This is a genomic window from Micromonospora sp. NPDC049529 (genome assembly GCF_055586685.1).
In genome coordinates, this window is sequence record NZ_JBVJHT010000007.1 from 1 (window position 1) to 14,607 (window position 14,607).

Genomic DNA, 14,607 nt, shown 5'->3' on the forward strand with positions numbered 1-14,607 from the left:
CCCCCCCCCCCCCCCCCCCCCCCCCCCCCCCCCCCCCCCCCCCCCCCCCCCCCCCCCCCCCCCCCCCCCCCCCCCCCCCCCCCCCCCCCCCCGCCTCTGCTGGCATCGAGAACATGGTGTGTGAGAGATGTTGCGAGTCATAGTTCGCCGCCTGCTACAGCTGGTGGTGACCCTGATCGCGCTGACCGCGCTGATCTTCATCTGGCTTCGGAACCTGCCCGGTGGCCCCGTCGACGCACTGCTCGGCGAACGGGCCACCCCGGAACGGCGGGAACTTCTGACCAAGGCGCTCGGTTACGACCAGCCGATCCTGGTTCAGTACGGCAAGTTCATGCAGCGAATGCTCACCGGCGACTTCGGCAACTCGATCCGTACCGGTGACTCGGTCGTCGACGTGCTCGGGCGTTCGTTCCCCGCAACGGTCGAGCTGGCCCTCGCCGCGATGATCATCGCGGTCGGGCTCGGCATCCCGCTCGGTTACCTGGCCGCCCGGCACCGGGGCCGGACCCTGGACAACCTGACGGTCGGCGGGACGCTGCTCGGCATCTCGATTCCGATCTTCTTCCTGGGCTATCTGCTCAAGGACGTGTTCACCCAGAACATCCACTGGTTCCCGCCGTCGGGGCGGATCAGCACCGGACTGGACAACACCAACGTCACCGGCTTCTTCGTCCTCGACGGGTTGCTCACCCGCGAGTTCGACGCCAGCGCCGACGCGCTCTGGCACCTGATCCTGCCGGCGGTCACCCTGGCCACCATCCCGCTGGCGGTGATCGTACGGATCACCCGCGCCAGCGTGCTGGACGTGCTGAACGAGGACTTCATCCGTACCGCCGAGGCCAAGGGGCTGCGCCACCAGACCATTCGGGGCCGGCACGTGCTGCGCAACGCGCTGCTGCCGGTGGTGACCACGATCGGCCTCCAGACCGGCGCGTTGCTGGCCGGCGCGGTGCTCACCGAGAAGGTCTACAACTGGGGCGGGCTCGGCACCCTGATCACCGACTCGATCACCGGTAGTCGCGACTATCCGGTGTTGCAGGCGCTGATCCTGGTCGCCGCCCTGGTCTTCATCGTGGTCAACCTGCTGGTCGACCTCTCCTACGCGGTCATCGACCCCAGGGTGCGTGTGCGATGAGTGAGCAGAATCAGCAAGGTAATCCGGGTGGGATGAGCGGGCGCGGCGTCACCGCCCTGGCCGAGCGGAAGAAGGCCCGGCTGGACGAGCTGGCGCGGGCGAGTGCCGAGCCCGGCGGCGTGAGCATGTTCCGCGACATCGTACGGCGGCTGGCCCGCAACCCGGTCGCGGTGACCGGAGCGGTGATCGTCGGTCTCTTCGTCCTGGTGGCGATCTTCGCCCCGCTGATCGCCCCGCACGATCCGAACCAGCGGTTCGACGAACTGCTCGACGGCCTGAGCGCGGACACCATTCCGGGCGCGCAGGACGGGTTCCCGCTCGGCTCGGACCCGCTCGGCCGCGACTTCGCCTCCCGCCTCGTCTACGGCGCCCGGCAGACGCTCCTGGTCGGTGTCCTGGCCACGCTGATCGGGCTCGCGTTCGGCGTGGTGATCGGCGCGATCGCGGGCGCGTTCGGCGGCTGGGTCGACGTCGTCCTGATGCGCCTGACCGACGTCATGCTGGCCCTGCCCGGCCTGCTGCTGGCGATCACCCTGGTCGCGCTGGCCAGCCGGTCCAGCCAGTGGACGGTGATCTTCGCGGTCTCGATCGTCAGCGTGCCGATCTTCGCCCGCCTGCTCCGGGGGGCGATGCTCGCCCAACGGGAGAGCGACCATGTGCTCGCCGCCCGCGCGCTCGGCGTGAAGGAACACGCGATCGTGCTGCGGCACATGCTGCCGAACTCGCTGACCCCGGTCATCGCCCAGGCCACGCTCACGTTCGCGGTGGCGATTCTGGAGGCGGCGGCGCTCTCCTTCCTCGGCCTCGGCGACCCGGATATCAACCGCGCCGAGTGGGGCCTGATGCTCGGCGTCGACGGCCAGCGCTACTTCGAGGTACGGCCCGAACTGGCCTACTTCCCCGCCCTCGCGATCATCGTCGTCGCGCTCGGCTTCACCCTGCTCGGTGAGGCGATGCGCGAGGCGATCGACCCGAAGAACCGGCGGTGACCGAGATGCCTACGCACGCACACCCGGTCGCTTCGCCCGGGCACCACGGGCAAGAGGGAGAACCGGCATGAGTCTGCTCGACGTACGTGACCTGAGTGTGGTCTTCAACCGCCGGGGTGAGCGGCCGTTCACCGCCGTGGACAAGGTCAGCTTCTCGGTGGAGCCGGGGCAGACGGTCGGCCTGGTCGGCGAGTCCGGCTGTGGCAAGAGCGTGACCAGCCTGGCGATCATGGGGCTGCTGCCGAAGCGCGGCAACAAGGTCGGCGGTGAGGTGCTCTTCGAGGGCACCGACCTGCTCAAGCTGCGCCCGAACGACATGCGGGACCGGCGCGGCCGGGAGATCGGCATGATCTTCCAGGACCCGCTGTCGTCGCTGAACCCGGTCCTGCCGATCGGGTTGCAGGTCGCCGAGGTGCTGGAACGGCACCAGGGCCGGGACCGCAAGCAGGCGCTGCGCGAGGCCCGCGACCTGCTGGACTCGGTCGGCATCCCGGACCCGGACCGGCGGCTGAGCGAGTACCCGCACCAGATCTCCGGTGGCATGCGCCAGCGGGCCCTGATCGCGATCGCGTTGGCCTGCAAGCCGAGGCTGCTGATCGCCGACGAGCCCACCACGGCGCTCGACGTGACCATCCAGGCGCAGATTCTCACCCTGCTCAAGGACCTGGTCGACTCGTCCGGCACCGCCCTGATCATGATCACGCACGACCTCGGGGTGGTCGCCGGCCTCTGCGACACCGTCAACGTCCTGTACGGCGGCAAGGTGGTCGAGACCGCGCAGCGGCACGAACTGTTCGCCAACCCGCGGCACCCGTACACCCACGGGTTGCTCAGTTCGGTGCCGCGCCTGGACTCGCTGCGCGGCGAGCGACTGCACGCGATCCGGGGTTCGGTCTCGGACAACATCCCGTGGACGGAGGGGTGCGCGTTCGCGCCCCGCTGCGACCGGGTGGTCGACGCCTGTCTCGACGGCTCGCCGCCGCTGGAGCCGACCGCGGTCGGCGGCCGGCTGCGTTGCAACAACCCGGTTCTGGAGGAGGTGGCGGCATGACCGAGTCCGTGACCGAGGCGCCGCAGGCGCAGGAGCCGAAGACCCAGGCGCCGCTGATCGAGCTGCGCGACCTGAAGGTGCACTTCCCGATCAAGAGCGGCCTGCTGGTCGACCGGACCGTCGGCTACGTCTACGCGGTCGACGGGGTGTCCCTGTCGATCCGGGCCGGCGAGACGTACGGGCTGGTCGGCGAGTCCGGCTGCGGCAAGTCGACGCTCGGGCGGGGCCTGCTCCGGCTGGTCGAACCGACCGACGGGCAGATCATCTTCGACGGCACCGACGTACGCGCGCTCAAGGGCGAACAGATGCGTCGGGCCCGCCGCCGGATGCAGATGATCTTCCAGGACCCGCTGTCCAGCCTCGACCCGCGCCAGTCGGTGCAGTCGCTGCTGGTCGAGGGGCTCAAGGCGCACGGGCTGGCCGACGACAAGGCGGACACCCTGCGCCGGCTCCGGGAGACCCTGGACGCGGTCGGTCTGCCGGCCTCGGCCCTGCGCAAGTACCCGCACGAGTTCTCCGGCGGCCAGCGCCAGCGGATCGGCATCGCCCGTGCGCTGGTCCTCGGGCCGGACCTGATCGTCGCCGACGAGCCGGTCTCCGCGCTCGACGTGTCGATCCAGGCCCAGGTGATCAACCTGCTGGAGGATCTGCAGGCCGAGCGGGGACTGACGTACCTGATCATCGCGCACGACCTGGCGGTGGTCCGGCACATCGCCGACACGGTGGGCGTGATGTACCTCGGCGGACTGGTGGAGGAGGCGTCCAGCGACGACCTCTACCGGGAGCCGATGCACCCGTACACCAAGGCGCTGATGTCGGCGGTGCCGGTGCCGGACCCGGTGGTCGAGGACCGTCGGGAGCGGATCCTGCTCGCCGGTGACCTGCCCTCGCCGAGCAACCCGCCGTCCGGCTGCCGGTTCCACACCCGCTGCCCGTGGGCACAGCCGACCCGGTGCCGGGACGAGCGGCCGGTGCTGCGGGAGCTGGCTACCGGGCACCGGGTGGCGTGTCACTTCGCCGAGGACATCGCGGCCGGTCGGATCGGGATGCACGAGGTCGAGCCGGAGCTGATCCGGCCGACCGACCTGGCCACCCCGGGCGAGACCGGTGACCTGATCCCCACCGTCTAGCCGTACCGCACGCGAAAGGGGCCTTCCGGAAAACGGAGGGCCCCTTATCGTCGGTCTCAGCAGGTGCCGAGCATCTCGTCCAGCTCGGCCTTCTCGGCGGCGGTCACCGTCAGCTTCCAGTGGTGCTTCACCGCGACCCAGCTCTCGGCGTACGTGCACCAGTAGTCGCGGTTCGGTGGCTGCCACTCCTCCGGGCCCTGGTCGCCCTTGGAGCGGTTGCTGCCCGCCGACACGGCGAGCAGCTGCGGCCGGGTGAGGTCGTTGGCGAAGTCGCCGCGCTCGGCGTCGCTCCACTCGTCCGCCCCGGAGCGCCAGGCGTTCGCCAGCGGGACCATGTGGTCGATGTCGACGTCGGCCGGGTCGGTCAGGGTCTTCTTGTCGTAGGCGCTCGACCAGCGCCCACCCACCACGTTGCAGCCGGACAGCTTGATGTCCTCACCGTCGCGTTGCAGCACGGTGTCCCGGACGTCGCAGTTCTTGCCGGCGTCGCGCCAGTGCGGGAAGGCCTCCCGGTCGTAGCCCTTCATCGAGCCGGCCTGCGCCACCGTCAACTGGCCGAGCTGGCTCACCGCGCTGCCCGCCCCGGCCGCGCCGGTCGGATCGGGTTCCGGGCCGGCCTGCCCGGTCGGTGCGCAGCCGGCGCCGCCGAGGGCGAGCACCGTGGCGAGCGCGGCCCCGGTCACCCGTCGAGCTGCTGATCTTGTACGCGAGTACGACACCCGCCAAGCTTGCGGGCTGTTCCGGGTATCCGCACAGTATCCGGCAGAGGTTTCGGCGTTTCGTGACATTCGCCGTATCACGCAAGGCATGTTGGACATCGTGCCTCAACCGTCAATGCCGATCCGGCTCGCCAGCCCCGCCGGCCGGGGACTGCTGTTCGCCGCCGTCCTCGCGTCCGGCATGGTCTTCCTCGACGGCACCGTGGTCAACGTGGCACTGCCCCACCTCGGCCGCTCCCTGGACGCCAGCGTCTCCGGTCTGCAATGGACGATCGACGGCTACATGCTCACCCTGGCCGCGTTCGTCCTGCTCGGCGGCGCACTCGGCGACCGGTACGGCCGGCGCCGCGTCTTCCTGATCGGCGTTGTCTGCTTCACCGCCGCGTCGATCCTCTCCGGCATCGCGCAGAACATCGAGTGGCTGATCGCCGCCCGGTTTCTCCAGGGCATCGGCGGCGCGCTGCTCACACCCGGCTCGCTCTCCCTGATCCAGGCCAGCTTCCACCCGGACGACCGGGGCAAGGCGATCGGCGCCTGGTCCGGCTTCTCCGGCGTGTCGACCGCGCTCGGCCCGCTGCTCGGCGGCTGGCTGATCGACGCCCTCTCCTGGCGCTGGATCTTCCTGATCAACGTGCCGCTGGCGGTCGTCGTGGTCTTCGCCGCACTGCGCTGGGCGCCGGAGAGCCGGTCAGGGGGCTCCGCCAGCCAGGCGGCGGCCGGCACCGGCGGGGCGGTCATCGGCGCCGCCGGCAGCACCGCACCGCGCTTCGACATCACCGGAGCCCTGCTCGGCGCGCTCGGCCTCGCCGGGATCACCTTCGCCCTGATCGAGGCCGCCCAGCGCGGCAGCAGCGGCGGCGCGGTACTGGTCGCGATCGGTGCGGTGGTCGGGGTGGTCGCGGCGGTGGCGTTCGTCCTGCTCGAACGGCGCAAGGGCAACGCCGCGATGCTGCCACCGGCACTGTTCCGCCGCCGGGTCTTCTCGATGTTGAACATCTACACCGTGATCGTGTACGCCAGCCTCGGCGGGCTCAGCTTCTTCCTCTCCGTACAGTTGCAGAACGTGGCCGGGTACTCCGCGCTGAAAACCGGGCTGGCGAACCTGCCGCTGACCGCACTGCTGCTGGTCGGCTCACCCGTGGCCGGTGCGCTGGTGGCCCGGATCGGCCCCCGGCTGCCGCTGACCGTCGGACCGGTGATCGCCGCCGCGGGCGTACTGCTGCTGCGCGGGATCGACAAGCACGCGTCCATCTGGACCGACGTGGTGCCGGGGGTCTTCCTCTTCGGGCTCGGACTGACCTTCGTCGTGGCACCGCTGACCACCTCGGTACTGGCCGCCGCCGAGGACCGGTTCGCCGGGGTGGCGAGCGGTTTCAACAACGCCGCCTCCCGGGTCGGCAGCGTGCTCGCGGTGGCGGCGCTGCCGCTGCTGGTCGGCCTCTCCGGGGCCGCGTACCGGATGCCCACCGAACTCGCGGCCGCGTTCCGGGCGGCGATGCTCTGGTGCGCCGGGCTGCTGATCCTCAGCGCGGTCCTGGCCGCACTGCTCATCCACCGCCCCGAACCCGAGAAACCTCCCCCCGGACCCGAGAAACCTTCCCCCGGATCCGACTGACCGTCGTCGGCAGGGTCGGCCGACCGGCTACCCGCCGGTCGGCCTCCCGATCGTCGTACGCCCCGACGTCAGCCGTGTACCCGGTTCACCGCGCTGGTCAGAGCGGTGATCGACGCGGTGACGATGTTCGCGTCCAGCCCCACCCCCCAGACCGTACGACCGTCGACCTCGGCCTCCACGTACGCCGCCGCCTGGGCGTCGCCACCGGAGGAGAGCGCGTGCTCGTGGTAGTCCAGCACCCTGACCCGTACGCCGAGGCTCTGCAGCGCGTTGACGTACGCGTCGATCGGGCCGTTGCCGACCGCGGAGAGCGACCGGTGCTCGCCACCGAAGCGGACGTCGGCCTCGACCTCGACCTTGCCGTCCACCGTGCCGGTCCGGTACGACACCAGCGACAGCGCCGGTTCGGGCTGGTGGTCGACCAGGTACTCGTTGGCGAAGATGCCCCACATCCGGGCCGGCTCGACCTCGCCGCCCGCGTGGTCGGTGACCTGTTGCACCACCCCGGAGAACTCGATCTGGAGCCGGCGCGGCAGGTCCAGGTTGTGCTCCGCCTTCATGATGTACGCGACGCCGCCCTTGCCGGACTGCGAGTTGACCCGGATGACCGCCTCGTAGGTCCGCCCCAGGTCCTTCGGGTCGATCGGCAGGTACGGCACCCCCCAGGTGAACTCGTCGATCGGCACCCCGGCCGCCCGCGCGTCCGCCCCGAGCGCGTCCAGGCCCTTCTTGATCGCGTCCTGGTGCGAGCCGGAGAAGGCGGTGTAGACCAGGTCACCCGCGTACGGGTGGCGCTCGTGCACGGGCAGCTGGTTGCAGTACTCGACCGCCCGCTTGATCTCGTCGATCGAGGAGAAGTCGATCTGCGGGTCGATGCCCTGGGAGAAGAGGTTCAGGCCCAGCGTGATCAGGTCGACGTTGCCGGTGCGTTCGCCGTTGCCGAACAGGCAGCCCTCGATCCGGTCCGCCCCGGCCAACAGGCCCAGCTCGGCGGCGGCGACGCCGGTGCCCCGGTCGTTGTGCGGATGCAGGGAGAGGATCACGCTGTCCCGCCGGGGCAGGTGCCGGTCCATCCACTCGATCGAGTCGGCGTACACGTTCGGGGTGGCCATCTCGACCGTCGCCGGCAGGTTGATGATCAGCGGCCGGTCCGGCGTCGGGTCGATGACCTCGATCACCGCGGCGCAGACCTCCAGCGCGTAGTCGAGTTCGGTGCCGGTGTACGACTCCGGCGAGTACTCGTAGTAGATGTCGGTGTCCGGAGTGTGGATCTCGGCGTACTTCTGGCAGAGCCGGGCGCCCTGGGTGGCGATGTCGGTGATCCCGGCCCGGTCCAGCCCGAACACGACCCGCCGTTGCAGGGTCGAGGTCGAGTTGTAGAAGTGCACGATCGCGCGCTTGGCGCCACGCAGCGACTCGAAGGTCCGCTCGATCAGGTGTTCCCGGCACTGGGTCAGCACCTGGATGGTCACGTCGTCCGGGATCAGGTCCTGCTCGATGAGCTGCCGTACGAAGTCGAAGTCGGTCTGGCTGGCCGACGGGAAGCCGACCTCGATCTCCTTGTAGCCCATCTGCACCAGCAGCTGGAACATCCGCCGCTTGCGTTCGGGCGACATCGGGTCGATCAGCGCCTGGTTGCCGTCGCGCAGGTCGACCGCGCACCACCGGGGAGCGGTCTCGACCCGTCGGGTCGGCCACCGCCGGTCCGGCAGGTCGACGGCGAACTGCTGGTGGTACGCCTGGTAGCGCTGGTACGGCATCCGGCTCGGGCGCTGCCGGGCGATGGGATCGGTGTCGGTGTCGGCTGGGTTGGGCATGGTCGAAGACTCCCGTGGTCATGCGGCGTCAGGCGTCCTGGAGCGGACGCTCAGGGCGCTGCTCGCGCGGTGGGGAACATGGCGCTGCTCGCGCCGGGAAGGACGAGGTGTCGGGCGGGAACCGGCTGGTCGACGATGGTCAACCGGCGGGGCGGACGGCGCGCGTCAACTCCGCGACGAGGTGCCGGCCAGATGGGCCTCGTCGCGGCAGCGAAGGAGGAGAAGCGCCTGCCACATGACATCGGTCACCCTACGTGAGCATCCTCGGATCGTGAAGTTCGGTCCGCAGTCTGGGACGCGAATCGCACCCGCGCAGGCCCGGACGCCGCGACCCGCCGTCCCGGTCAGCCGAGCAGGAGGTCGGCCAGGGGCCGGCGCTGGCGCAGCCCGGTCTCCCAGCGGCGCAGGTCCGCCGGGAGCGAGAGCGGGTCACCGAGCCGGCCGACCGCCACCACCACGTGCGGCCGTACGCCGGCCGGCAGCTCCAGGTCGATCCGGAGCCCGGCCAGATCGATGCCGGCCAGCTGGTGCGCGTGCAGGTGTAGAGCGGTCGCCTGGATGGTGAGATGCGCCACTGCCTGACCGAGGTCGTACGCGGCCTGGGTCGGCGGGCAGCCGGCCGGGATCGTCGCGGTGTGCGCACCGAGCAGCAGCAGCGCCGCGTTGCCGGCCCAGCGCTGGTTGGCCGGGCCGACATTGGTCAGGATCCGCTTGTACGTCTCGTCGTCGCGCTGGCCGACAATGAACCGCCACGGTTGGCTGTTGCCCGCCGAGGGCGCCCATCGGGCGGCTTCGAGCAGCGAGAGGACCTCGGTGTCGGCAACCGTGGCGTCGGGGTCGAAGGCGTGCGGGCTCCACCTGGCCGCGAGCAGCGGGGATAGCTCCACCATGCGCCCGAGTGTGCCGTATCGCACCATCTGTGCGACCGCCGGGGTCACCTGTTGTGTTCGACCGCACCCGGTACGTGAACGGAGATCATCTGCTCGGGGTGCTGCCGGGCGTCGGATCGGCGCTCGGAGTCGGCGGTGCGGCCGTACGCAGCGGCGAGCCGGACACCACCGGGCCGGGCAGGGTGACCGTCGCCGGTGCCGAGGTCGGGTTGCCGGTCAACAGCAGGGTGCCGAGCCCCAGCCGAGCCGCGGTGAGCGTGCCGTCGGTGTCGAAGCAGTAGATGCCGATCTCCAGCGGAGCGCTGAGCGAGGCGGCGGTCGAGTCGACCGAGAAACACGCGCCCCGCGAGTTCGGCAGCGCGCGGGTGGTCGAGATCGCCAACGAAGCCTGACGGTCGGTGAGCACCTTGCGCCAGTCGGTGAACACGTGCTGCACCAACGGATCGATGCCGGCGGGCAGCGCCCGGTCCGGTGCGGCGACCTTCACACAGGTGGGCGAGTCCGGTCGCCGGTCCGAGGGCAGCCCGCACTGGAAGATCCCGGCGCGGGTCTGCACGATCGCGACGTCGGCGGTGCCGCCGAGCGCCCCGCCCGGGACGTCCACCCGCCAGGTGCCGTCGGCGGCACTGACCAACGTCACCGTCCGGTTCGGCTGACCGGACCGGGACCACGTGTAACGCGCGGTCAGGTGCCGGTCCTCGGCCGCCGCGGCCAGCCCCGCGAGCTGGGCCCGCGCGTCGGTCACCGCGGCCGGGGCCGACGCCGACCCACTCACCGGGGCCGGACTGTCGACCACCGGCGGGGCGACCGGCGGTACGTCGCCGCCCCCACAGCCGCCGAGCAGCACCGCCCAGCCGACCAGCAGCACCCCCGCCACCAGCCGCGACCAGCCGCCCAGCCGACGTCCGTCGTACGGCCGGGGCCGGTCGGGCCGGTCGGGCCGGGCGGCGGCCGGATCGGTGTCGGGAGGGGCGGCTTCCGAGCGCATCGTGCCATTGTCGGGTCTGTCCGGGCGTACTGATCAGTCAGTCGGGTCGGCGGCGTTCGGCGTGTCGCGGGCAGCACCGCCGCCCGGCCGCCGGACCGCCCGACCGGCCGGATGGTGGGATCGTGGCTGCCCCCGGTCCTGGTCGGGCCGGTACCCTGAGGGTCGTTCATACGGCGCCGCCGGTACGTGGCCGGCGGCGTCGGCACGCTCCGGGTTGAATGGAGCAGGCTGCCCACGACCGGCGGAAACCGGCCGGTCGGCAGCGTGGTGGCCGGTGAGCGACCGGCCGTGGGAAGGAGCAGACCGTCGTGGCACTGGTCGTGCAGAAGTACGGCGGATCCTCCGTCGGCGACGCCGAACGGATCAAGCGGGTGGCCGAGCGGATCGTCGCCGCTCGCAAGGCCGGAGATGACGTGGTCGTGGTGGTCTCCGCGATGGGGGACACCACCGACGAGTTGCTCGACCTGGCGCACCAGGTCAGCCCGCTGCCGCCCGGCCGCGAGCTGGACATGCTGCTCACCGCCGGCGAGCGGATCTCGATGGCGCTGCTGGCCATGGCGATCCACAACCTGGGGTACGAAGCACGCTCGTACACCGGCTCGCAGGCCGGCGTGCTGACCACCTCGGTGCACGGCAAGGCCCGGATCATCGACGTCACCCCCGGCCGGTTGCAGGGGGCGCTGAACGAGGGCGCGGTCGCGATCGTCGCCGGCTTCCAGGGCGTGTCCCAGGACACCAAGGACATCACCACCCTCGGCCGGGGCGGCTCGGACACCACCGCCGTGGCCCTGGCCGCCGCGCTCAACGCCGACGTCTGCGAGATCTACACCGACGTCGACGGCATCTTCACCGCGGATCCCCGAATCGTCCCCAACGCACGTCACATCAAGCAGATCACGTACGAAGAGATGCTGGAGTTGGCCGCCTGCGGCGCGAAGGTGCTGCACTTGCGCAGCGTCGAGTACGCGCGCCGAGCACAACTGCCGATTCACGTCCGCTCGTCATATTCGACCAACACCGGCACGATGGTCACCGGATCGATGGAGGAACCCGCCGTGGAGCAAGCACTGATCACCGGGGTCGCCCACGACCGCAGCGAAGCGAAGATCACTGTTGTCGGCGTACCGGACGAGCCGGGCGCCGCCGCCCGGATCTTCGAGACCGTGGCGAGTGCCGAGATAAACCTCGACATGATCGTGCAGAACGTCTCCACCGAGGGGACCGGCCGCACCGACATCTCGTTCACCCTGCCGAAGACCGACGGCCCGACGGCGATGGCCGCGCTCAGCAAGATCCAGGAGCCGGTCAAGTTCAAGGGGCTGCTCTATGACGACCACGTCGGTAAGGTGTCGCTGATCGGTGCCGGCATGCGCTCCCACCCGGGTGTCGCAGCCAGCTTCTTCGCTGCCCTCGGCGAGGCTGGGGTGAACATCGAGATGATTTCCACCTCGGAGATCCGCGTCTCGGTGGTGTGCCGGGACACCGATCTGGACGCCGCGGTCCGCGCTGTGCACGACGCGTTCGACCTCGGAGGCACTGAGGAAGCCGTCGTGTACGCCGGAACCGGGAGGTAACCCCTCATGGGCCAGCTGCCCACCCTTGCGATCGTCGGGGCGACGGGTGCCGTCGGCACCGTGATGTGCGACCTGCTCTCGTCGCGAAAAAACGTCTGGGGTGAGATCCGGCTGATCGCGTCCGCGCGGTCGGTCGGACAGCAGCGGCTCTGCCGGGGCGAACAGTTGACCGTGCAGGCGTTGACCCCGGAGGCGTTCGACGGCGTCGACGTGGCGATGTTCGACGTGCCGGACGAGGTTTCCGCGCAGTGGGCACCGATCGCGGTCTCCCGGGGCGCGGTGACCGTCGACAACTCCGGGGCCTTCCGGATGGACCGGGACGTGCCGCTGGTGGTCCCGGAAATCAACCCGGAGCAGGTACGCAACCGGCCCAAGGGCATCATCGCCAACGCCAACTGCACCACTCTCGGCATGATCGTCGCGATCGCGCCCCTGCACCGCGAGTACGGCCTGCGGGAGCTGGTGCTGGCGTCGTACCAGGCGGTTTCCGGTGCCGGTCAGGCCGGTGTGGACACCCTGCACGACCAGCTCACGAAGATCGCCGGGGACCGGGGGCTCGGCTCCCGGTCCGGCAACGTACGGCAGGCGGTCGGGGACGAGCTGGGCCCGTTCCCGGCCCCGCTCGCACTCAACGTGGTGCCGTGGGCGGGAACGCTGCGCGACGGCGGCTGGTCGTCCGAGGAACTCAAGATGCGCAACGAGTCCCGCAAGATCCTCGGCCTGCCCGATCTGAAGGTCTCCGCGACCTGCGTACGGGTTCCGGTGGTGACCGGGCACTCGGTTGCCGTACACGCGGTTTTCGGCTCGGAGGTGGACGCTGAGGGCGCCCGCGAGGCGCTGCGCAACGCGCCCGGGGTGATCCTGGTCGACGACCCGGAGCACGGCGAGTTCCCGATGCCGATCGACGCCGTCGGCACCGACCCGTCCTGGGTCGGACGGATCCGCCGCTCGATGGACGACCCGCGCGCCCTGGACCTCTTCATCACCGGCGACAACCTCCGCAAGGGCGCCGCCCTCAACACCGCCCAGATCGCCGAACTCCTGGCCGCCGAATACAAATCCACCCCCCGCTGACCCCCTCCCACCGCCGCTGCGCGCCACCCCGCCGCTGCGCGCCACTCTTGTAGAGAATCAGTGGTTATCCGCACGGAAATAGCGACTCATTCTCTACAAGAGGCCGCGATTGTGGGGGTGGGTCAGGCGGCGGAGAGGCGGATGCCGTCGCGGCCTTCGCGTTTGACGTCGTAGAGGGCGGCGTCGGCGCGGCGCAGGGTCAACTCCGGCGACTCGGCGTCGTGTTGGACGGCCACACCGACGCTGATGGTGCGGCCGATCCGACGGGCCGCCGCGACCAGCCGTTCGGCGATGCCGGCAGCCTCCTCGGGGCGCCCGACCTCGATCACCGCGATGAACTCGTCGCCGCCGACCCGGTACAGCTCGTCGCCCTGCCGGAGAGCCAACTCGAGCGCCCGGGCCAGCTCCACCAGGACCTGGTCACCCGCCTGGTGGCCGTACGTGTCGTTGACGATCTTGAAGTCGTCCACGTCGATGGCGAGCAGGGCCGTGCGGCCCGGTGTGGTCGCGGTGATCCGCTCGCCGAACGAACCGTAGTGGCGCAGCCCGGTCAACGGGTCCGAGCCGGCCCGCTCGCGCAGCCCGGCCAGGCTCCGCAGCCGGTCCAGGCAGATCCAGGCCTGTGCGGCGAGCAACTCCAGCAGGTTGACCGTGGTCGGATCCGGTCGCCGCACCCGCTCGTCGGCGACCAGCAGCAGGCCGCCGGTGTCGGTCGGACCCAGCGGTACGGCGATCAGCGTGCCGACCCCGTCCGGCAGCGGCGGGTCGTACTCGTCGGCGGCGGTCGCCGGGCCGGCCTGGGCGAGAGTGTACGTCGAACCGCAGCCGTGCACCCGGGTCATCAGTCGGGTCAGCGCCGCGTACCGGTCGGTGCCGGTGAGGCTGGCCCGGATCCGGCAGTCGAGTCCGTCGGCGTCGCCGGTGCGGGGGTCGGGTTCGACCAGCCGCAGGCCGGAGGGGCGGGCGAGGACCAGGATCGCCGAGCCGAGCCCGGACACGTCCCGGGCGGCGTCGATGGCGGCGGCGACCAGCTCCGGTTCGTCGGGCGCGGCGGTCAGCGCGGCGGCGTGCCGGAGCAGTTTCTCGTCGCGGCTCTCCGCCGGAGGGCCGCCGAGTGCGGTGATCCGGGCGCCGAGCCGGGCCCCGACCTGCTCGGCGGTCGCCCGCCAGGCAGAAAGATCGACTTTCCCGGTCCACTCCAGGGTCAGTACGCCGACCGGCGCACCCGCCGGATCGAGGACCGGCACGCAGGTCTGGGCCGTCACCCCGGCGCGCAACGGCGGGTCGCCGCCCGCCTCGGCGCGGGGCGTGTCCCCGAGTGTTCCGGCCTCGACCGTCTCGGGTTCGATGGTTTCGGGCCTGCCGGTGGTGAAGACCCGGCCGGCGACGCCGGTGTGGAGCGGCAGGGTGGCGAAGATCTGCCAGGAGCCGGTGGCGGCCACCCGCCGGAGCCGGTCGTGCAGCGGCAGGAGGACGGACACCTGCGCCGGTACGTGCCGGCCGAGGGTGGCGACGGTGAACTGGCACGCCTCCAGAGCGGTCGACGCCATCGGCAGGCGGGCCGTCAGAGCGGAGATGACTCGTTCGTGTTCCGGGGGCACCTTTTGTCGTTCCAGGAGGGGCTG

The 14,607-nt window shown here is 71.0% G+C and carries 12 protein-coding genes; 7 read left to right on the forward strand and 5 right to left on the reverse strand.

Translation table 11 applies throughout. The annotated features are described in order from the left end of the window. Positions 1 to 127 precede the first annotated feature (127 nt). The 4 genes from ACZ6QQ_RS13425 to ACZ6QQ_RS13440 all read left to right on the forward strand — a co-directional run bounded on the left by ACZ6QQ_RS13425 (position 128) and on the right by ACZ6QQ_RS13440 (position 4,305). The gene (locus ACZ6QQ_RS13425) at positions 128 to 1,135 is read left to right on the forward strand and encodes an ABC transporter permease (protein WP_465876303.1); all 1,008 of its coding nucleotides are present in this window, start codon (positions 128 to 130) and stop codon (positions 1,133 to 1,135) included. 32 nt (positions 1,136 to 1,167) lie between these two features. Then, positions 1,168 to 2,124 carry an ABC transporter permease gene (locus ACZ6QQ_RS13430; RefSeq protein WP_465876781.1) on the forward strand — a complete coding sequence of 319 codons (957 nt, stop codon included), beginning with the start codon at positions 1,168 to 1,170 and terminating at the stop codon, positions 2,122 to 2,124. Between the two features lie 67 nt (positions 2,125 to 2,191). Then, positions 2,192 to 3,175 (forward strand): ABC transporter ATP-binding protein, encoded by a 984-nt coding sequence (locus ACZ6QQ_RS13435; protein ID WP_465876305.1) that lies wholly within the window; start codon positions 2,192 to 2,194, stop codon positions 3,173 to 3,175. After that, positions 3,172 to 4,305: an ABC transporter ATP-binding protein gene (locus ACZ6QQ_RS13440; RefSeq protein ID WP_465876306.1), complete on the forward strand. Its 1,134-nt coding sequence runs from the start codon at positions 3,172 to 3,174 to the stop codon at positions 4,303 to 4,305. The genes ACZ6QQ_RS13435 and ACZ6QQ_RS13440 overlap by 4 nt, the downstream gene beginning before the upstream one ends. Positions 4,306 to 4,361: 56 nt before the next feature. Here ACZ6QQ_RS13440 and ACZ6QQ_RS13445 read toward each other — a convergent pair whose 3' ends face one another. Continuing rightward, positions 4,362 to 4,988, reverse strand: coding sequence for an HNH endonuclease family protein (locus tag ACZ6QQ_RS13445; RefSeq protein ID WP_465876307.1), 627 nt, complete (start codon positions 4,986 to 4,988; stop codon positions 4,362 to 4,364). 136 nt (positions 4,989 to 5,124) lie between these two features. On the opposite strand from ACZ6QQ_RS13445, the gene ACZ6QQ_RS13450 reads away from it, so the two are divergent. Beyond that, positions 5,125 to 6,639 (forward strand): MFS transporter, encoded by a 1,515-nt coding sequence (locus ACZ6QQ_RS13450; protein WP_465876309.1) that lies wholly within the window; start codon positions 5,125 to 5,127, stop codon positions 6,637 to 6,639. A 68-nt stretch (positions 6,640 to 6,707) separates the two neighbouring features. On the opposite strand, the gene leuA is transcribed toward ACZ6QQ_RS13450, so the two are convergent. The 3 genes from leuA to ACZ6QQ_RS13465 form a co-directional block, all read right to left on the reverse strand. After that, complete coding sequence (gene leuA, locus ACZ6QQ_RS13455; protein ID WP_465876311.1) at positions 6,708 to 8,456, reverse strand: 2-isopropylmalate synthase; 1,749 nt, start codon at positions 8,454 to 8,456, stop codon at positions 6,708 to 6,710. A 344-nt stretch (positions 8,457 to 8,800) separates the two neighbouring features. Beyond that, on the reverse strand, positions 8,801 to 9,346 hold the full coding sequence (locus ACZ6QQ_RS13460; RefSeq protein ID WP_465876313.1) for a nitroreductase family protein: 546 nt from the start codon (positions 9,344 to 9,346) through the stop codon (positions 8,801 to 8,803). Positions 9,347 to 9,431: 85 nt separating this feature from the next. Further along, on the reverse strand, positions 9,432 to 10,334 hold the full coding sequence (locus tag ACZ6QQ_RS13465; RefSeq protein WP_465876314.1) for a hypothetical protein: 903 nt from the start codon (positions 10,332 to 10,334) through the stop codon (positions 9,432 to 9,434). A gap of 308 nt (positions 10,335 to 10,642) precedes the next feature. On the opposite strand from ACZ6QQ_RS13465, the gene ACZ6QQ_RS13470 reads away from it, so the two are divergent. Both ACZ6QQ_RS13470 and ACZ6QQ_RS13475 read left to right on the forward strand, forming a co-directional pair. Next, positions 10,643 to 11,908, forward strand: a complete 1,266-nt coding sequence (locus ACZ6QQ_RS13470; protein WP_329106171.1) for an aspartate kinase — start codon at positions 10,643 to 10,645, stop codon at positions 11,906 to 11,908. 6 nt (positions 11,909 to 11,914) lie between these two features. Further along, positions 11,915 to 12,982 (forward strand): aspartate-semialdehyde dehydrogenase, encoded by a 1,068-nt coding sequence (locus ACZ6QQ_RS13475; protein ID WP_465876316.1) that lies wholly within the window; start codon positions 11,915 to 11,917, stop codon positions 12,980 to 12,982. A gap of 122 nt (positions 12,983 to 13,104) precedes the next feature. Here the strand turns inward: ACZ6QQ_RS13475 and ACZ6QQ_RS13480 are convergent, their stop codons facing one another. Next, positions 13,105 to 14,532: a GGDEF domain-containing protein gene (locus tag ACZ6QQ_RS13480; RefSeq protein WP_465876782.1), complete on the reverse strand. Its 1,428-nt coding sequence runs from the start codon at positions 14,530 to 14,532 to the stop codon at positions 13,105 to 13,107. Positions 14,533 to 14,607: the final 75 nt, after the last annotated feature.